General features: G+C 71.3%; 20 protein-coding genes, 1 tRNA gene and 1 pseudogene. 14 read left to right on the plus strand and 8 right to left on the minus strand.

The annotated features are described in order from the left end of the window. Positions 1–67 precede the first annotated feature (67 nt). Entirely contained in the window at positions 68–568 is a 501-nt protein-coding gene (locus J116_RS14870) for a YfbM family protein (protein ID WP_037946703.1), read from the plus strand. A 112-nt stretch (positions 569–680) separates the two neighbouring features. Here the strand turns inward: J116_RS14870 and J116_RS14875 are convergent, their stop codons facing one another. The 3 genes from J116_RS14875 to J116_RS14885 form a co-directional block, all read right to left on the minus strand. After that, positions 681–1,139, minus strand: coding sequence for a tellurite resistance TerB family protein (locus J116_RS14875; protein WP_023587860.1), 459 nt, complete (start codon positions 1,137–1,139; stop codon positions 681–683). A 116-nt stretch (positions 1,140–1,255) separates the two neighbouring features. Further along, positions 1,256–2,263, minus strand: a complete 1,008-nt coding sequence (locus J116_RS14880) for a sporulation protein (RefSeq protein ID WP_023587861.1) — start codon at positions 2,261–2,263, stop codon at positions 1,256–1,258. Between the two features lie 91 nt (positions 2,264–2,354). Continuing rightward, the gene (locus J116_RS14885; RefSeq protein WP_023587862.1) at positions 2,355–2,576 is read right to left on the minus strand and encodes a hypothetical protein; all 222 of its coding nucleotides are present in this window, start codon (positions 2,574–2,576) and stop codon (positions 2,355–2,357) included. Between the two features lie 575 nt (positions 2,577–3,151). On the opposite strand from J116_RS14885, the gene J116_RS14890 reads away from it, so the two are divergent. Together J116_RS14890 and J116_RS14895 are read left to right on the plus strand one after the other, a co-directional pair. Next, the gene (locus J116_RS14890; protein ID WP_023587863.1) at positions 3,152–3,556 is read left to right on the plus strand and encodes a BlaI/MecI/CopY family transcriptional regulator; all 405 of its coding nucleotides are present in this window, start codon (positions 3,152–3,154) and stop codon (positions 3,554–3,556) included. Between the two features lie 7 nt (positions 3,557–3,563). After that, a complete protein-coding gene (locus tag J116_RS14895; RefSeq protein ID WP_023587864.1) occupies positions 3,564–4,493 on the plus strand; it encodes a M56 family metallopeptidase in 930 nt (309 codons plus the stop codon). A gap of 44 nt (positions 4,494–4,537) precedes the next feature. On the opposite strand, the gene map is transcribed toward J116_RS14895, so the two are convergent. Then, positions 4,538–5,323 carry a type I methionyl aminopeptidase gene (map, locus tag J116_RS14900; RefSeq protein ID WP_023587865.1) on the minus strand — a complete coding sequence of 262 codons (786 nt, stop codon included), beginning with the start codon at positions 5,321–5,323 and terminating at the stop codon, positions 4,538–4,540. A 64-nt stretch (positions 5,324–5,387) separates the two neighbouring features. On the opposite strand from map, the gene J116_RS14905 reads away from it, so the two are divergent. The 6 genes and pseudogenes from J116_RS14905 to J116_RS14930 form a co-directional block, all read left to right on the plus strand. Further along, entirely contained in the window at positions 5,388–5,696 is a 309-nt protein-coding gene (locus J116_RS14905) for a helix-turn-helix domain-containing protein (protein WP_023587866.1), read from the plus strand. A gap of 140 nt (positions 5,697–5,836) precedes the next feature. Further along, positions 5,837–6,187 (plus strand): hypothetical protein, encoded by a 351-nt coding sequence (locus J116_RS14910; protein WP_023587867.1) that lies wholly within the window; start codon positions 5,837–5,839, stop codon positions 6,185–6,187. An 83-nt stretch (positions 6,188–6,270) separates the two neighbouring features. Next, positions 6,271–6,477 carry a hypothetical protein gene (locus J116_RS14915; protein WP_028964075.1) on the plus strand — a complete coding sequence of 69 codons (207 nt, stop codon included), beginning with the start codon at positions 6,271–6,273 and terminating at the stop codon, positions 6,475–6,477. A 237-nt stretch (positions 6,478–6,714) separates the two neighbouring features. Next, a complete protein-coding gene (locus J116_RS14920; RefSeq protein ID WP_023587869.1) occupies positions 6,715–7,380 on the plus strand; it encodes a DUF4097 family beta strand repeat-containing protein in 666 nt (221 codons plus the stop codon). Positions 7,381–7,458: 78 nt separating this feature from the next. Further along, a complete protein-coding gene (locus J116_RS14925; protein WP_023587870.1) occupies positions 7,459–8,289 on the plus strand; it encodes an alpha/beta fold hydrolase in 831 nt (276 codons plus the stop codon). A gap of 237 nt (positions 8,290–8,526) precedes the next feature. Next, positions 8,527–8,917 (plus strand): annotated as a pseudogene (locus J116_RS14930) (tyrosine-type recombinase/integrase); the annotation flags it as partial. 52 nt (positions 8,918–8,969) lie between these two features. Here J116_RS14930 and J116_RS14935 read toward each other — a convergent pair. Then, a tRNA-Gly gene (locus tag J116_RS14935) sits at positions 8,970–9,043 on the minus strand. Positions 9,044–9,264: 221 nt separating this feature from the next. Between J116_RS14935 and J116_RS30940 the strand changes: the two genes are divergently transcribed. The 3 genes from J116_RS30940 to J116_RS14945 all read left to right on the plus strand — a co-directional run bounded on the left by J116_RS30940 (position 9,265) and on the right by J116_RS14945 (position 10,619). Continuing rightward, positions 9,265–9,447, plus strand: a complete 183-nt coding sequence (locus J116_RS30940) for a hypothetical protein (RefSeq protein ID WP_023587872.1) — start codon at positions 9,265–9,267, stop codon at positions 9,445–9,447. 96 nt (positions 9,448–9,543) lie between these two features. Further along, positions 9,544–10,119, plus strand: a complete 576-nt coding sequence (gene dcd / locus J116_RS14940) for a dCTP deaminase (RefSeq protein WP_023587873.1) — start codon at positions 9,544–9,546, stop codon at positions 10,117–10,119. A gap of 2 nt (positions 10,120–10,121) precedes the next feature. Beyond that, positions 10,122–10,619: a phosphoribosyltransferase gene (locus tag J116_RS14945; RefSeq protein ID WP_023587874.1), complete on the plus strand. Its 498-nt coding sequence runs from the start codon at positions 10,122–10,124 to the stop codon at positions 10,617–10,619. 73 nt (positions 10,620–10,692) lie between these two features. Here J116_RS14945 and J116_RS14950 read toward each other — a convergent pair whose 3' ends face one another. The 3 genes from J116_RS14950 to J116_RS14960 form a co-directional block, all read right to left on the minus strand. Further along, positions 10,693–11,619 (minus strand): Yip1 family protein, encoded by a 927-nt coding sequence (locus tag J116_RS14950; RefSeq protein ID WP_023587875.1) that lies wholly within the window; start codon positions 11,617–11,619, stop codon positions 10,693–10,695. Between the two features lie 348 nt (positions 11,620–11,967). Next, on the minus strand, positions 11,968–14,247 hold the full coding sequence (locus J116_RS14955) for a (Fe-S)-binding protein (protein ID WP_023587876.1): 2,280 nt from the start codon (positions 14,245–14,247) through the stop codon (positions 11,968–11,970). Between the two features lie 163 nt (positions 14,248–14,410). Continuing rightward, entirely contained in the window at positions 14,411–14,908 is a 498-nt protein-coding gene (locus tag J116_RS14960) for a sugar transferase (RefSeq protein WP_317135525.1), read from the minus strand. A gap of 270 nt (positions 14,909–15,178) precedes the next feature. Here J116_RS14960 and dnaK point away from each other — a divergent pair, with 270 nt between their 5' ends. Both dnaK and grpE read left to right on the plus strand, forming a co-directional pair. Continuing rightward, a complete protein-coding gene (gene dnaK / locus J116_RS14965) occupies positions 15,179–17,026 on the plus strand; it encodes a molecular chaperone DnaK (RefSeq protein WP_023587877.1) in 1,848 nt (615 codons plus the stop codon). Beyond that, complete coding sequence (gene grpE, locus J116_RS14970) at positions 17,023–17,682, plus strand: nucleotide exchange factor GrpE (RefSeq protein WP_023587878.1); 660 nt, start codon at positions 17,023–17,025, stop codon at positions 17,680–17,682. Before dnaK ends, grpE begins: the two co-directional genes overlap by 4 nt. Positions 17,683–17,734 lie beyond the last annotated feature (52 nt).

The raw sequence follows: 17,734 nt of genomic DNA on the forward strand, positions 1-17,734 counted from the left end.
CCCCCATGCCCGCGCTCTCGATCGCGGGCGCCGCCCACCGTCAGTGGCCTCGCCTGGCCTCGGGGCCATGAGCATGATCGGGGAGTACCTGCGCGTCACGCCTGGCGACCTCGACCGGGCGGTCCGGGATCCGGGCTGGGCACTGGACTTCGCCGATGAGGTCCAGGACGCGGAGGACGAGCCGGGGCCCTCGCCCGCCGCGGCCCGCCACTTCAGCACGTACAAGACCTGGGCCCTGCTCGGCTTCCTGCCGGCGCGCGCCGGCTTCCCGGTGAACGTCGTCCATGGCGGGGAACCGCTCGCCGGGGACCAGGACTGGGGTTACGGGCCGCCGAGGTGCCTGCGGGCGGAGCGGGTCCGGCTCGCCGCGCGGACGCTCCGCGCGACCGGGTACGACCGGCTCGTCAGCGGAGTCGACCCCGCGGACCTGACCAAGGCCGAGGTGTACCCCCTCATATGGGACGAGCCCGGCGCGCTCGAATGGGGCCGCCCCTGGTACGAGGATCTGACCCGCTTCTTCGAAGCCGCCGCCGAGGCGGGCGACGCCATGCTCGTCTGGCTCGACTGAGACGCGGTCCGGCGGCATCACCGGTCCGGGCCCTGCGACTGCCGAGGGTCCGCCCCGGCATAGGGCGCATGCCCGCGCCGAGCCGAAGCGGCGCCCACCGGGCCCGGAGGGCTCAGCCGAGGTCGAACTCGTTCGGGGGCAGGCCGAGGGTGTGGCAGGCGTCCCGTACGACCGCCTGCTCGGTCTGGTCGAAGTCGCCGTCGGCGCCGCCGATGACGATGCCGATCTGGATGACCGCCCGGGCCTCCGCGGGCTTCTTCCGCGCCTTGGCGACCTCCTGCATGACGCTGATCCTGCCGAGCGCGAAGTCGGCGGTCAGCTTTCCGAGGTTCTCCTCGAAGCGGCGGTGCAGGTCGTCGGCGGGGAAGTTGCGCAGTACGTCGTTGGTGGCGATGAGCTGGGCGACCCGCTGCCGTTCCGACGGGTCGATCGTGCCGTCGGCGGCGGCGACCAGTGCGCACATCGCCATGGCGGCGTCGCGGAACGCGCCGCTGGTCAGTTCGTTCTTCTTCGCCGTCAGCTGGGTCTGCATCATCGACGCGGACTCCTTGAGGCGGTCCCAGAGGGCCATGCGGGCTCCTTCGCAGCCGGGCCGGCCGGGCTCCCTCGCAGCCGGCCGGGCCGGTCCGGGCCGGAGGCAGCCCGGCCCGGACCGTTGTTTCTACAATAATGTAGAAGCTAGCAGGCTCAGCCCTCGTCGTCCTCGTCGCCCTCGAAGAAGTCGCCGACCTCGTCCACGACTTCCGCCGCGACCAGCCCGCCCGCCACGCCCACCGCGAGCCCGGCCGCTCCGGCGGCGACGGCTGTGCCCATGCCGGGCCCCGAGCGGTGGCCGTGGCCCTCGTGCCCGTACGGGGCGTGCGCACCCTGCCCGTTCGCGTCGTGCGACCCGTGCCCGTACGCGCCCGGGGTGCCGTGCGCAGGGCGGTTCTCCACGAGGTGGCGCACCCATGACTCCACCTCGCGGGTCCAGTCGGTGCGGGCGACGTCCTGGTGGCCGACCGTGAACCGGGCCAGGGCGTCATGACCGCCGGAGAACGGTCCGCCGCGCTTGTCGGCCTCCAGGACGACCTCCATGCCGTCGGGCCCGGCCAGGAAGGTGAGTTCGAGCTCGTTGATCCGCTGCGCGTACTCCAGCGACGGGCTCAGTTCGATCTCCTGGTAGAACGGCAGCCGCTGGCCCGTCCCGCCGATGCGGCCGTACTCCAGGTCCGCCGACCTGAAGCCGAAGCCCAGCTGCCCGAACGCCTCCAGGACCGCCTCCTGCGCGGGCAGCGGGCCCACCGTGAGCGGGTCCAGGTCGCCCTTGTCCTTCGCGCCGGCCACGCCCAGCTCGGTACGGACCCCGAGGACGATGCCGAGCGGCTGCCCGTACAGCTCGCTGACCGGCGTCTCCCACGGCAGCGTCACATCGAACGGCACGCTCCGCCGCTCGCCCTCCGCCAGCCGGAAGCCGCCCGCCACGGTGAACCGTTCGAAGGCGACGACGCCCTCGCTCTCGCCGTCGCCGTGCTCCGCCTCGACGCGCGCGACGAGTTCCAGGGTGATGTGCTCGATGTCGAAGTCGGCGTTGCCGCCCTTGAGATGGACCTCGCCGGTCAGGGAGCCGCCGGGCCGGACCGCGCCGGGCGTCAGGACCGTGTCCACCGAGGGGCCGCCGATGCCCATCGAACCGAGCAGTCGCTTGAACACCATCGTGGCGTTCACTCCTTCGTGAATCCGTGTTGCCGTACGGGGAGAAGGCCGCCGCCGTCCACGGGGGCGGGACGGCGGCGGCCCCTCGGAACTACTTCGACGCCGCGTCCAGAGCGGCCAGCGCCTGGGCCCAGCGGACGTACTTCAGGTCGGCGAGGTCGGCCACCGTCCTCACCCCGAACGCCTCCCGGAGCAGCTCGCCGTCCCGCTCGGAGACCCCCTTCAGCGCGCCCACCGGGGCGGCGAGGATCTCCGGCAGGCTCTTGTCGGCCCACGCCTTGTCCAGCACCTTGTCCAGCTCTATCGAAGCCACGAAGGCCCTCCCACGGGTATGTCGGATCGGCTGCGGCACGGCGGCGCCGCGGGACGGCCCGATCGACCAACCGGGCCGCCCCGTCGCGTTTCTGACGCGCCGTGACACGCTAATGTTCTACACGCATGTAGAAGCATAGGGGGAGTCGGGGGCTCGCGAGGGCAACCAGGAGGTGAACGAAAGGGATACGAAGGCACGGCCCCGCCCCGCCGTCGGCCACGCCGGGACGCCACACGTGAACGGACAGGCGGGGCGGCACCCGCATGCGCAATGCCGGGCCGGCCGTACCTCCGGCACGCCGCCCGTACGGCACCTCGGCGGGCACGCCCGTACGGCACCTCCGACGTGGCGCCCGGACCGCGCACCGACCTGCGGCCATAGCGGCCACGCACCCGCCCAGCGCAGCCAGCGCACCCAGCGCCGTCATCGCCGCCATCGCCACCAGCGGCCCTCCAGCGCGCCCAAAGCCCCCCCACGCCCCACCCCCCGCCGCTCAACCCCTCACGCCCAGGGCGGTTCAGTACGATGTACCGCCTCGTGCGACCGGCGGGGCCGAGAGGTGGGAGGCGACGGGCATGACCGTGCGGAACCAGGGCGGCACCGGCGAGCCGCCCCGCCGCCGAGGCCAGGGCGAGCTGGAGACGCAGGTGCTCGCCGTCCTGTGCGGCGCCCCGGGCCCGGTCACCGCCGCGTACGTCCAGGAACGCCTCGGGGACGACCTCGCGTACACGACCGTCGTGACCATCCTGACCCGGCTGCACGCCAAGGGCGCCGTATCCCGCGAGCGGGCGGGCCGGTCCTTCCAGTGGACGGCCGTCGCGGACGAGGCCGGCCTGGCCGCGCTGCGGATGCGCCGCGTCCTGGACGCGGAGTCCGACCGCGAGGCGGTGCTCGCCAGCTTCGTGACCGCCCTGACGCCGGGCGACGAGCGGCTCCTGCGCGACCTGCTGGCCCAGACGGCGGACGAGGACGAAAGCTGAGGGCCGCATGGGTGTCTTCGTCTTCCTGCCGCTCGTCCTGCCCTTAACGGCCTGGCCGATGGCCCGCCTCGCCGAACAGCACCTCCACCCCCGCACGGCCACCTGGCTCCTGACGGTCGTCGCGGCCGTTCTCGCCGTGTGCAGCACCCTGTGCCTGGCGCTGCTGATGGTGGTCGGTACGGCCCAGCTGCCCGGCAACCCGCTGCCGGACGCGTGGTCGGACCCGGAGGTGCGCAAGGCGCTCCCGTACGACGAGGTCGCGGGCCGCGCGGCCATCCCCGCCCTGGCCGCGGTGGTCGTGGCCTGCGGCAGGACGGCCTGGCGCCACCACCGGGTGCGCAGGCGCGCGGCGAAGGCCCTGGCGGAGCTGCCGGACCGGCCGGTCGCCGTCCTGCCCGACGACACCCCGTACGCGTACGCGCTGCCCGGCCGACGGGACCGGGTCGTCGTCACCACGGGGCTGCTGGCCGCGCTGAACGGTGCCGAGCGCCGCGCCCTGTTCGCCCACGAGCGGGCCCATCTGGCGGGCCGCCACCACCGGTTCCTGCTGGCCGCCCGGCTCGCCGCCCGAGCGAACCCGTTCCTGCGGCCGCTGTGGACGGCGGTGGCGTACACGACCGAGCGGTGGGCCGACGAGGACGCGGCCACCCGGGTGGGCAGCCGCAGGCTCGTGGCGCGGGCGGTCGGCAAGGCGGCGCTCGTGTCGCGCGGTGCGCCCTCCGCCACCCTCGCGGGCTTCGCGGTGGCGGGGCCGGTACCGCGCCGGGTGGCGGCGCTGCTGGGCCCGGCGCCCTCGACGCGGCTGTGGCCGCCGGTGTTCACGGCGGTCGGCCTGGCCGCGTGGGGAGCCGCCGCGGGCGCCACGGCGTCGGCGTTGTCGTCCGCCAACGCGGCGGTGAGCCTCTTCCTCGTCCTGAAGGCGGCGACGCCGCTCTAGCCGTACGGGCCGGGGCGCAGCCGTGGCGGACCACGCCCGGCCGCTCAGAGCTCCCGCGCCCGCCGCGGCAAGGTGAGGATCTCGGCCCCGTCGTCCGTGATGGCGATCGTGTGCTCGCTGTGTGCCGTCCGGCAGCCCGTCGCGCTGCGCAGCGTCCACCCGTCGGCATCGGTGACGAGCTGCGCGGTGTCCGCCATGACCCACGGCTCAAGCGCCAGCAGCAGCCCGGGGCGCAGGGTGTATCCGCGCCCGGGCCGGCCGGCGTTCGGGACGTGCGGGTCCTGGTGCATCGTCGATCCGATGCCGTGCCCTCCGAAGTCGGTGTTGATCGCGTACCCCGCCTCGCCGAGGACCGTGCCGATAGCGTGGGAGATGTCGCCGACGCGGGCCCCGGGCCGGGCTGCGGCGATCCCCGCGGCCAGCGCGCGCTCGGTCGTCTCGATCAGCGCGACGCTCTCCGCGTCCCGCGCGTCGCCCACCAGGAAGCTGATCGCGGCGTCAGCGGCGACCCCGTCCTTGGAGACGGCGAGGTCGAGGGTCAGCAGATCGCCGTCGGCGAGCGTGTAGTCGTACGGACGCCCGTGGAGTACGGCGTCGTTGACTCCCGTGCAGATGTAGTGGCCGAACGGGCCGCGGCCGAAGGACGGCGCGTAGTCCACGTAGCAGGACACGGCGCCCGCCTCGACGATCAGGGCCTTGGCCCACCGGTCGATGTCCAGCAGGTTCGTGCCGGCCGCGCAGCGGCTCCTGAGCGTGTCCAGGATGTCGGCGACCAGGGCGCCCGTCTCTCGCGCCCGGGCCAGCAGGGTGGGGTTCAGGATCTCGATCATGCGGCGCCTTCTCTCCTGCCAATAACTATACCGGCCATACTTTACCGGTACTAGAATCCGCCCCATGGTCAGGTTGCCGCTCACGCCCGCAGAGGTCGAACGAGGACAGCGCCTCGGCGCCCTCCTGCGCCGGGCCAGGGGAGAGCGCTCGATGCTCGATGTCGCGCTCGCCGCCCACGTCTCACCGGAAACCCTCCGGAAGATCGAGACGGGTCGCGTCGCCACCCCCGCGTTCCCGACCATCGCGGCGATCGCCGACGTCCTCGGCCTCTCCCTCGACGCGCTGTGGGCCGAGATCAGCGGTCCGCGCCCGGACGAGGGCGTCGGCCCGGCGGGCCCCGCGCGCCAGGAACCGGAGCGGCTGGCCTCGTAAGACGTACGCCGCCGGGGCCGCCCCGAGCGGGGCTGCCGGGGGCCGACAACTTCCGGGACGGCAGGGTGCCGTGCATGTCTGCACGTCTGCAGGCCCGCACGTCGGGGTGGAGCGCCGCACCGGGAAGGAGGCCAGGCCGGATGGCCGAGTCCGTGGGCGAAATGATCACGGACCTCGTACCGCTGCTCATGCGGCCGCTGATGGCGCTGGCGGGCCGTGCCTACTGGCGAAGGCCCGGCGACGCACCCGCCGTGGCGACGGGCGGGCCGGTCTGGCTGATGCGCTGCTGGGCCGTCGGGTTCGGGGTCCTCGGGCTCACGGTGGCGGCGCTCGGCGGGTACGGCCCGCTCGGCCGCGAGGAGCCCGTCGCGATCGGACTGGTGCGCCTGTCGGCGGTGGCGGTCGTGATGTCCTCGAGGGCGGCGGCGGCCGTTTTCCGGCTGCGCGCGCGTCGTGCGGCACCGCGCCCGCCGCGACCGGGGGACGGGTGAACACCCGGCAGGGCGGCCTCGACGACGCGCGAGCGGCGACCACCGCCGTACCAGGGCGCCGTGGACCGGCGTACGGTGCGGATGTGAAGGGAACGCGCCGCTGGACCGAGGCCACGTCGATGACGGCGTGGTGGGCCCTGCTGACGGTCGTCCTGTGGGTGCCGGCCACGCTGCTCGGCCACGGAACGACCTTGTGGGGCTGCGCGGCGTCGGCGGCCGTGTTCGTCGCCCTGGGGGAGGCCGGCGACTGGCTGCGCCGCCGCCGTCGAGCCCGCCGCGTACGGCGCTGAGAGCGCCGTACGCCCAGGAGCACTCCGGCCGCTGATCTGCCCACACCCGTCGCTTTCACTCGACTCCATTGCAATGAAGGCGACCTCCTCGTTGCATTAGACCTCAGTGTCGTTGCAACAAAAAGATCCCTCTGGCCTTGCTAAACAAGCTTTGCTTGCAACAAGGACGTTGCCTACACCGTCAAGGCAACGTAGCGTTTCCAATGTCAGAAACGAAACGCGCACCGGGAGAGCACGATGCAGAAGTTCGACACGCCCAGCCCGATCTCCGCCGTCCTGGCCGTCCCCGCCGGACGCGTCCAGCTCATCGCCGCCGACCGTGCCGACACCACCGTCGAGGTCCGGCCCGCCAACCCCGCCAAGAAGCGCGACGTACAGGCGGCCGAGCAGACCACCGTCACCTACGCCGACGGCGTCCTGCGGATCGACGCCCCCGAGCCCCGGAACCAGCTCGTCGGCCCCACCGGCTCCCTGGAGGTCACCGTCCGGATGCCCGCCGGCTCCCACGTCGAGGCCAGGGCCGCGGCCACCGAGCTGCGGGGCGTCGGCCGCCTCGGGGACGTCGCGTTCGACGGCGCGTACCGGCAGATCAAGCTGGACGAGGCGGCGAGCGTCCGCCTCACGGCGATCGACGGGGACGTCGAGGTCGGCCACCTGGGCGGCCCCGCGGAGATCAGCACCGCGCGGGGCGACATCCGCATCGCGGAGGCGGTACGCGGCACGGTCCAGCTCCGCACCCAGTCCGGCGACATCACGGTCGGCGCCGCCGCGGGCGTCTCGGCGGCCCTGGACGCGGGCACCGGGTACGGCCGCGTCAGCAACGCCCTCAGGAACGACGGCACCGTCGGACTCGACATCCGCGCCACCACCTCCCAGGGCGACATCACGGCCCGCAGCCTCTGAAGCAGCGGCACACGCGCGACCAGGACAACAACCCGTACGGGACGAGAAGCCCGAAGCAACAGCGACCAGGGGGAACACATGACGAAGAACAGCACGCCCTCGACCGACCCGTCCTCGGACATCCCGGCGTGGACCGGCATGGTGCCGGTGGACGACACGGCCCTGGCGGTCACCGACACCGGCGGCCCCGGCATCCCCGTCGTCTACCTCAACGGCCAGTTCGCCACCCAGGGGTACTGGCGGCGCACCATCGCCGACCTCGGCCCGGAATGGCGGCACATCACGTACGACGAGCGGGCGCGCGGCAAGTCGAAGCGCTCGGCGGACTACTCCTTCGAGGCCGCCGTCCGGGACGTCGGCACGGTGCTCGCGGCCAGGGGCGTGGAGCGGGCGTTGCTGGTGGGCTGGTCGTACGGCGCGTACGTCGCCGCGCACTGGGCCCACCGGAACCCGGACCGCACCCTCGGCGCGGTGCTGGTGGACGGCGCGTTCCCGTACGACTGGATGGACGAGGCGATGGAGCAGCGGATACGGAAGCTGTTCCGGCGCCTGGGCTGGATCATGCCGCTGCTGCGCCCGACGGGCCTGACCCCGCGCATGACCGCGGAGCAGCAGGCGAACAGCAACATCGAGCTGGGCAGGCTCGGCGGCGCGCGGGAGCTGACCCCCGTACTGGAGGGCCTCACCGTCCCGACGCGGTACGTGGTCGCCTCGGGTACGTCCTTCGGAAGCCGCGGCGACGAGCAGGAACGGATCCGCGCCGGCCTGGACCCGGTGACCGCCCGCAACCCGAACGTCAAGGTGAGCGCGAAGGTCGCGAGCAACCACGGCGCGATCCTGCGCAAGGACTACCGGGCCATAGCCAAGGCCGTACGCGAGACCGCCACCCTCGGCCGAACAGCCCGCTAGCCCGGACCCCCACCCCACCGCCGGGAGCCGGTCAACACCCCCCGCTCCCGGCCCCACCGCACCCCGCCCGCGACCCCCCGCGCTCTGCGCACGCACCAGGCGCAGGCGCGCGCTGATGCCTGATCAGCCCGAGAGGCGAACCTTGCCCGCGAGCAGGGCATGCAACGACCTGCCTGTCACCGGCACGGAGGCATCGCCGTGCCTGACAGGTATGGCGAACACGCTCGACTCGGAGGCGGGGAAGCGGCCGTCGTCCTGCCGGCCTTCCTGCGACCGACCTCCGGCGGCACCTCGGCTGGTACGCGGAGAAGGGGCCGGACGTGCTGCTGTTCGTGGGGAGAAGGGCAAACCGTTCCGGCGGTCGACCTCCGGGCGCAAGTGGCGCCGCGGCCCCCCGCAGGACTTCCGGCTCTACGACCTTCGTCACACCCGCCACACCCTCGCGCCCCGCTCGGGCGCCACGTTCAAGGACACGACGGTCCGCGCGGCCCAGTCCACCGAGAAAGCCGCGCTGATCTACCAGCACTCCGACCACGAGCGGCAGAGGGAGGTCGCCGCCGGGCTCGACCGGCTCGTGCAGAGCGAGCGCGAGAAGGCATCGGGCACGCAACGGGCACGGGAGACCTGAGCTGCTCCAGACAACAGATAAGGCCCTGGTCGCTGAACCAGGGCCTTCGTCGTGGAGCGGGTGACGGGAATCGAACCCGCGCTCTGAGCTTGGGAAGCTCATGTTCTACCATTAAACTACACCCGCGCGGCGGCCGGAGATCCGGGCCGCATCGTCGCTCACTGTACCTCATCCGCAGCCCTCCGGTGAATCGCGCCGTGGGGTTTCCGTGTGTCGGGTGGGGTGATCCCGGCGACGGCGGTGGGGAGTTGGGGCGTAGGGTGAGGGACGGAGTGCCGCCTGGAGTGGTGTCCTGTTGATCCCCTAATGTGGCTGTCTCGTCCACCGCTTGTTGGGGAAAGGGCTTGATGGACTCCATGGAGCGAACCGTCGTCCGGTGTGCCGAAGGGCATGTGTTCAGTACCGCGACGTTCCCGATGCAGAACCTCGGTGCCGGGCGGATCGGGCCCGGGCGGCTCCTTCGCTGTCCCCGGTGCGCGCGGCTGCGGAGCGCCGTGCCCGTGAGCGCGGGAGCGGGCGGCCGCGGATAGCGGAAGGCCGTACGTCCGGCTCGTCGTCGCTGGTGGGAGAGCGCGCGGCGCCTGTCCGATTGGGGCGGGCCCGCGCGCTCTGCGTATCCTCGGGACGTGCTTCTCTCAGACAAGGACATCCGGGCCGAGATCGAATCCGGACGGGTGCGGATCGACCCGTACGACGAATCCATGGTGCAGCCCTCGAGCATCGACGTGCGGCTCGACCGCTACTTCCGGGTGTTCGAGAATCACCGCTACCCCCACATCGACCCGGCCGTCGAGCAGGCCGATCTGACCCGGCTGGTGGAGCCGGAGGGGGACGAGGCGTTCATCCTCCACCCGGGCGAGTTCGTGCTCGCCTCCACGTACGAGGTCATCTCCCTGCCCGAGGACATCGCCTCCCGGCTGGAGGGCAAGAGCTCCCTCGGGCGGCTCGGTCTCGTCACGCATTCGACCGCGGGTTTCATCGACCCCGGGTTCTCCGGACATGTGACCCTGGAATTGTCGAACCTCGCGACCCTGCCGATCAAGCTGTGGCCGGGAATGAAGATCGGCCAGCTGTGCCTGTTCCGCCTCAGCTCGCCGGCCGAGTTCCCGTACGGCAGCGAGCGGTACGGGTCCCGGTACCAGGGGCAGCGCGGGCCCACGGCCTCGCGGTCCTTCCAGAACTTCCATCGGACGCAGGTGTGAGCATGAGTGGTGTACGGGAGAACCTCACGTACGAAGGGTTCGGCCGCGCGGTGCGCGAGCTCGCCCAGACCATCGCGGACGACGGGTACGAGCCCGACGTCGTGCTGTCCATCGCCCGCGGCGGCGTGTTCGTCGCCGGTGGTCTCGCGTACGCGCTGGACTGCAAGAACATCCACCTCGTGAACGTGGAGTTCTACACGGGCGTCGGCACCACGCTGGAGATGCCGGTCATGCTCGCGCCCGTCCCGAACGCGATCGACTTCAGCAACAAGAAGGTCCTCATCGCCGACGACGTCGCCGACACGGGCAAGACGCTGAAGCTCGTCCACGACTTCTGCCTCGACCACGTCGCCGAGGTCCGCTCCGCGGTCATCTACGAGAAGTCCCAGTCGCTCGTGAAGTGCGAGTACGTGTGGAAGCGCACCGACGACTGGATCAACTTCCCCTGGAGCGTCGAGAAGCCCGTCGTCAGGCGTACCGGGCAGGTTCTCGACGCCTGAGTGGCGTGCGTGTACGTGTAAGGGCCCGCGACCGGTGGCGGTCGCGGGCCCTCACACGTACCCCTCCGGGCCCCTACAGGGTGCCCAGCTTGATCAGGGACAGCAGCGCCACCAGCTGGATCGCCGACGCGCCCAGGGCCTTCGGCCACGGCAGGTCGTGCGACTTGCTGACCATCGACGTGAACAGCGCGCCCGCCGCCACCCACGACAGCCAGCCGATCACCTGCACCAGCGGGTTCTCTCCGCCCAGGAACATCGCGAACAGCAGGCGCGGGGCGTCCGTCATCGACATGATCAGCATGGACAGGCCCACCGTCGGCTGCCACGCCCCGTTGCCGCCGAGCTGGCGCGCCAGGGTGTGGGTCACCGCGCCCAGGATCAGACCGCCGACGACGAACATCAGGGCGGTGATCAGGACGGCGGGGACCGCGGTCGCGAGGGTGGAGTTGATCGTCTCCTCGCGGGCCTTGTCGAAGCCGAACAGCGCCATCAGGCCGTAGACGAAGGTGACCACCAGCGCCGGCACCCACACGGCGTGGTCGCGCATCTGCCAGAACGTCGGGCCCGGGCGCATCACGATGCCCGTCAGGAGCTGCTGCCACGGCAGGCGCGGGCCCGACGGGGCGGCGTCGCCCGCCTGGTACGTGTCCGGCGGGCCGTACGGGTCCTCGTTGACGCTGAACACCTGGGTGTGGCCCGGGTTGTTCGCGGCGTGCGCGTGGGGCGCGTACGGCTGCTGGGGGTGGTGCGGGTGCTGGGGGTGGTGCCCGCCCTGGTGCTGCGGGTGGTGCCCGCCCTGCTGCTGGTACGGGTCGCCGAAGTACTCCGGCTCGCCGTGCGTGCGGCCGTCGCGCGGCCACTGCTGTTGCGGCGACGCGTACGACGGCGGCGCGGGCGGGTTGCCGTTGCCGTACGGCCCCTGCCGCGTGTGCGGGGCCTGCTGCCCTTGTTGGTGCGGGGTGCGGTTGTCCCGGCCGCGTCCGATCCTGAATCCAGCCACGTCAACGAACGTACCCGGTCCGGCGGGTGGGGGCGTACCCGGTGGCGTGACAGGACGTCATTGCTGCTGACCTGTGACATCCCCTAGCTGGTGTCCCCTAGGGGTCGGGAGGTATGCGGAGGGGGTGCGTCCGCCGGAGGGAGTACGTCCCCCGGAGGGGGTGCGTCCGCCCGGCGGGTGCGTGGGGCGAGGGGCCGTTGGGGAGGGGCAGGGGGCGTTCCGGTGGGGCCGTACGGGAGGGGCCGCGCCCGCCCCCGTGGGGGGCCGTACAGGAAGGGCCGCGCCCGCCCCCGTGGGGGAGGACCCGGCCCTGAGACCGTCCCGGTGCCCGAAGGCCGCCGAGGCGTACTACTTCGCCGGCTCCGGCTCCGCGGCCTCGTCGGACTCCGGGGCCTCGGGCGCCGGGGTCTTCACCGACTCCAGGAGGAGCTGCGCCACGTCCACGACCTGGAGCGACTCCTTGGCCTGTCCCTCGTTCTTCTTGCCGTTCACCGAGTCCGTCAGCATGACCAGGCAGAACGGGCACGCCGTGGACACGATGTCCGGGTTGAGCGACAGGGCCTCGTCGACGCGCTCGGTGTTGATGCGCTTGCCGATGCGCTCCTCCATCCACATCCGCGCGCCGCCGGCGCCGCAGCAGAAGCCGCGCTCCTTGTGGCGGTGCATTTCCTGCTGGCGCAGGCCGGGGACGGCGGTCATGATCTCGCGCGGCGGCGTGTAGACCTTGTTGTGCCGGCCCAGGTAGCACGGGTCGTGGTAGGTGATCAGGCCGTCGACCGGGGTCACCGGGACGAGTCGGCCCTCGTCGATGAGGTGCTGGAGCAGCTGCGTGTGGTGGATGACCTCGAACTCGCCGCCGAGCTGCGGGTACTCGTTCGCGATCGTGTTGAAGCAGTGCGGGCAGGTCGCGACGATCTTCTTCGCGGACTTCGGCTTCCTGGTCGAGGGCTCGTCCTCGTCCTCGCCGAACGCCATGTTCAGCATCGCGACGTTCTCCTGGCCGAGCTGCTGGAACAGCGGCTCGTTGCCCAGGCGCCGCGGCGAGTCACCGGTGCACTTCTCGTCGCCGCCCATGATCGCGAACTTGACGCCCGCCATGTGCAGCAGCTCCGCGAAGGCCTTGGTGGTCTTCTTGGCGCGGTCCTCCAGGGCGCCGGCGCAGCCGACCCAGTACAGGTAGTCGACCTCGGTGAGGTCCTCGATGTCCTTGCCGACGATCGGGACCTCGAAGTCGACCTCCTTGGTCCACTCGACGCGCTGCTTCTTCGCCAGGCCCCAGGGGTTGCCCTTCTTCTCCAGGTTCTTGAGCATCGTGCCCGCCTCGGACGGGAACGCGGACTCGATCATCACCTGGTAGCGGCGCATGTCGACGATGTGGTCGATGTGCTCGATGTCGACCGGGCACTGCTCGACGCAGGCGCCGCAGGTGGTGCAGGACCACAGGACGTCCGGGTCGATGACGCCGTTCTCCTCGGCGGTGCCGATCAGCGGGCGCTCGGCCTCGGCGAGGGCGGAGGCGGGGACGTCCTTCAGCGCCTCGGCGGACGCCTTCTCCTCGCCCTCCATCGTCTTGCCGCCACCGGCGAGCAGGTACGGCGCCTTGGCGTGCGCGTGGTCGCGCAGCGACATGATCAGCAGCTTCGGGGAGAGCGGCTTGCCCGTGTTCCAGGCGGGGCACTGCGACTGGCAGCGGCCGCACTCGGTGCACGTCGAGAAGTCGAGGATGCCCTTCCACGAGAAGTGCTCGACCTGGGAGACACCGAAGACGGTCTCCTCGGCGCCCTCCTCGTCGTCGAAGACGGTCTCGAAGTCGATCTCCTTGCCGCCGGAGGTCATCGGCGGCAGGGCGCCCAGCGCGGTCTCGCCGGTGGCGTTGCGCTTGAACCAGATGTTCGGGAAGCCGAGGAAGCGGTGCCACGCGACGCCCATGTTGGTGTTGAGCGAAACCGTGATCATCCAGATCAGGGAGACGCTGATCTTCACCATGGCGGCGAGGTAGATCAGGGTCTGCAGGGTGCCGAGCGACAGCCCCTCGAAGGCCAGGACCAGCGGGTACGAGACGAAGTACGCCGCCTCGTAGGAGTCGACGTGGTGGATGGCGCCCTCAAGGCCGCGCAGGACCAGGATGGCGAGGCCGATGGTGAGGATGACGTACTCGACGAAGTACGCCTGCCAGGCCTTGGAGCCGGCGAAGCGCGACTTGCGGCCCGGACGGGACGGCAGGCTCAGCAGGCGGATGACCATGAGGACGGCGATGCCGACCACGGTCATCAGGCCGATGAACTCGATGTACATCTCGAACGGCAGGAAGCCGCCGAGCAGGGGCAGCGTCCAGTCGGCCTGGAAGAGCTGCCCGTACGCCTGCGCCAGCGTGGGCGGAAGGGTGAGGAAGCCGACGGCGACGAACCAGTGCGCGAAGCCGACGATCCCCCAGCGGTTCATCCGGGTGTGACCGAGGAATTCCCGGACCACGGTGACCGTGCGGGCCTTCCAGTTGTCGGTGCGGCTGCCGGCCGGCACGGGCTGGCCGAGCCTCACGAACCGGTAGATCTGCGCGATCGCTCGGGCAAAGAGCGCAACGCCGACCACGGTCAGGGTCAGCGACACAATGATCGCGGCGAGTTGCATGGGGGCTCCTCGGGCCTGCGAGGTGGGGGTTCCGGCATTACTAAGCGGTAACTTATGGGGTTCGACTGACGAGCGTACCCAGTTATTCCGCCGCACTGTAGCCGCGCACGCGGTGATCTGCGTCGCTCAGGTGAGCCTGACCGCCGCCCCTCACCGCCGCCCCTCACCGCCGTCCGCGCCGCGCTTCGCGCGCGAGGGCCACGGGGGTGCGGAGCAGCAGAGCGGCGTCCAGTCCCATCCCATGGTGCTCCACGTAGTGCTGGTCCAGCAGCAGCGGCTCGTCCCAGGGGAGCGTGGAGCCCCTTCTGACCCGCGCCAGGCCGGTCATGCCCGGCTTGACGAGCTGCCGCCATGTCGCGTCCGCGCCGGGGGCGCCGGGCGGCAGCGGTGCGGGGCCGACGAGCGACATCTCGCCGCGTACGACGTGGGGCAGCCGGGACAGCGCGTCGAGGCGCAGCCGCCGTACGGGCAGTGTGCGCAGTGTGAAGGGGTGGCCGTGCAGGCCGGTGACGGTTTCCCGTACGAGAACGCCCTCGTCGCTGGTGCGCGTGCCGGGGCGGCGGCGCAGGGCGCGGGCGGCCGCGGCGGCGAGCAGGGCGGGGGCCGCGAGGGTGAGGAGTGCGGAGCCGAGGGTGAGATCCAGGAGGCGCTTGGGGTGCATGGGCACGACACCTGACCGTTCTGGGGAGCTCATGGCGGGTGGCGGGTGTTTGTCCGGAACATTCGCCGAAGGGGGTGGAAGGTGTGGAAGGTTGGGAAGGTCCGGTGTGCAGCACCCTAGGCGGAGCGGTACGCCGGACCGGCGCGGCACACCGTGTTGCGTATAAACACCGGATAAAAGTTGAGCCGGACTGGCTCAAGTCTGTTGACCGCGACGGTTGGGTCGTGCATCCTTGAGTCTGTTCCACTCAAGTCAGCTGGAGGAATCGAAATGGCACGTGCGGTCGGCATCGACCTGGGCACGACTAACTCCGTCGTCAGCGTTCTGGAAGGCGGCGAGCCCACCGTCATCACCAACGCCGAGGGCGCCAGGACCACGCCGTCCGTCGTCGCCTTCGCCAAGAACGGCGAAGTCCTCGTGGGTGAGGTCGCCAAGCGGCAGGCCGTCACCAACGTCGACCGGACCATCCGCTCGGTCAAGCGCCACATGGGCACGGACTGGAAGATCGAGCTGGACGGGAAGAACTTCAACCCGCAGCAGATCTCCGCGTTCATCCTGCAGAAGCTGAAGCGGGACGCCGAGGCGTACCTGGGCGAGAAGGTCACGGACGCGGTCATCACCGTCCCGGCGTACTTCAACGACTCCGAGCGCCAGGCCACCAAGGAGGCCGGCGAGATCGCGGGCCTGAACGTCCTGCGCATCGTCAACGAGCCGACCGCCGCCGCCCTGGCGTACGGCCTCGACAAGGACGACCAGACGATCCTCGTCTTCGACCTCGGCGGTGGCACCTTCGACGTGTCGCTCCTGGAGATCGGCGACGGCGTGGTCGAGGTGAAGGCCACCAACGGTGACAACCACCTCGGTGGTGACGACTGGGACCAGCGCGTCGTCGACTACCTGGTCAAGCAGTTCCAGAGCGGCCACGGCGTGGACCTCTCCAAGGACAAGATGGCGCTCCAGCGCCTGCGCGAGGCCGCCGAGAAGGCGAAGATCGAGCTGTCCTCTTCCACCGAGACCTCGATCAACCTCCCCTACATCACGGCGTCCGCCGAGGGCCCGCTGCACCTGGACGAGAAGCTCACGCGCGCCCAGTTCCAGCAGCTGACCGCCGACCTGCTCGAGCGCTGCAAGATCCCGTTCCACAACGTCATCAAGGACGCGGGCATCCAGCTCTCCGAGATCGACCACGTCGTCCTCGTCGGTGGCTCGACCCGTATGCCGGCCGTCGCCGAGCTCGTCAAGGAGCTGACCGGCGGCAAGGAGGCCAACAAGGGGGTGAACCCGGACGAGGTCGTCGCGATCGGCGCCTCGCTCCAGGCCGGTGTCCTCAAGGGTGAGGTCAAGGACGTCCTGCTCCTCGACGTGACCCCGCTGTCCCTCGGCATCGAGACCAAGGGCGGCATCATGACCAAGCTCATCGAGCGCAACACGACGATCCCGACGAAGCGCTCGGAGATCTTCACCACGGCCGAGGACAACCAGCCGTCGGTGCAGATCCAGGTCTACCAGGGCGAGCGCGAGATCGCCGCGTACAACAAGAAGCTCGGCATGTTCGAGCTGACCGGTCTGCCCCCGGCGCCGCGCGGCGTCCCGCAGATCGAGGTGTCCTTCGACATCGACGCCAACGGCATCATGCACGTCACGGCGAAGGACCTCGGCACCGGCAAGGAGCAGAAGATGACCGTCACCGGCGGCTCCTCGCTCCCCAAGGACGAGGTCGACCGGATGCGTGAGGAGGCCGAGCGGTACGCGGAGGAGGACCACAAGCGCCGCGAGGCCGCCGAGACCCGCAACCAGGGCGAGCAGCTCGTCTACCAGACGGAGAAGTTCCTCACCGACAACGCCGACAAGGTGCCGGGCGAGATCAAGTCCGAGGTCGAGGAGGCGGTGAACGAGCTCAAGGAGAAGCTGAAGGGCGAGGACACCGCGGAGATCCGCACGGCCACCGAGAAGGTCGCGGCCGTCTCCCAGAAGCTCGGCCAGGCCATGTACGCCGACGCGCAGGCCGGCCAGGCCGCCGGCGGTGCCCAGGCGGGCGCCGAGGGCGCCAAGGCCGACGACGACGTGATCGACGCCGAGATCGTCGACGACGAGAAGCCGAAGGGTGGGGCGGCATGACGGAGGAGACTCCGGGCTTCGAGGAGAAGTCCGACGTCCCCTCCGGCGCCACTCCCGACGACGCCGCCGAGGCCGCCGACACCCCTCCCACCGAGGAGGGCGCGGCGGCCCCGGCCGGGGACGCGAACCAGAAGGACCAGCCGGCCGGTCTGACCGCCGAGCTGGACCAGACCCGCACCGCGCTCGCCGAGCGCACCGCGGACCTCCAGCGGCTTCAGGCCGAGTACCAGAACTACCGCCGCCGGGTCGAGCGGGACCGGGTCGCGGTCAAGGAGGTCGCCGTCGCGAACCTCCTGACCGAGCTGCTGCCCGTGCTCGACGACATCGGCCGGGCGCGGGAGCACGGCGAGCTGGTCGGCGGCTTCAAGTCGGTCGCCGAGTCGCTGGAGACCACCGTCGCCAAGATGGGCCTCCAGCAGTTCGGCAAGGAGGGCGAGCCCTTCGACCCGACCGTGCACGAGGCGCTGATGCACTCGTACGCGCCGGACGTCACGGAGACGACCTGCGTGGCGATCCTCCAGCCGGGGTACCGGATCGGCGAGCGGACCATCCGTCCCGCGCGTGTCGCCGTCGCCGAGCCCCAGCCGGGCGCCGCGTCGGCCGCGAAGGAAGAGCAGTCGGCCGACGAGGAGAACGGTGGCCCCGAAGAGGGCTGACAGCTTCAGGGCCGGCGGTCGTGGGACCGCCGGCCCCGGGGCTGACGCAGTG

This window comes from Streptomyces thermolilacinus SPC6 (genome assembly GCF_000478605.2).
GTDB classification, from domain to species: domain Bacteria; phylum Actinomycetota; class Actinomycetes; order Streptomycetales; family Streptomycetaceae; genus Streptomyces; species Streptomyces thermolilacinus.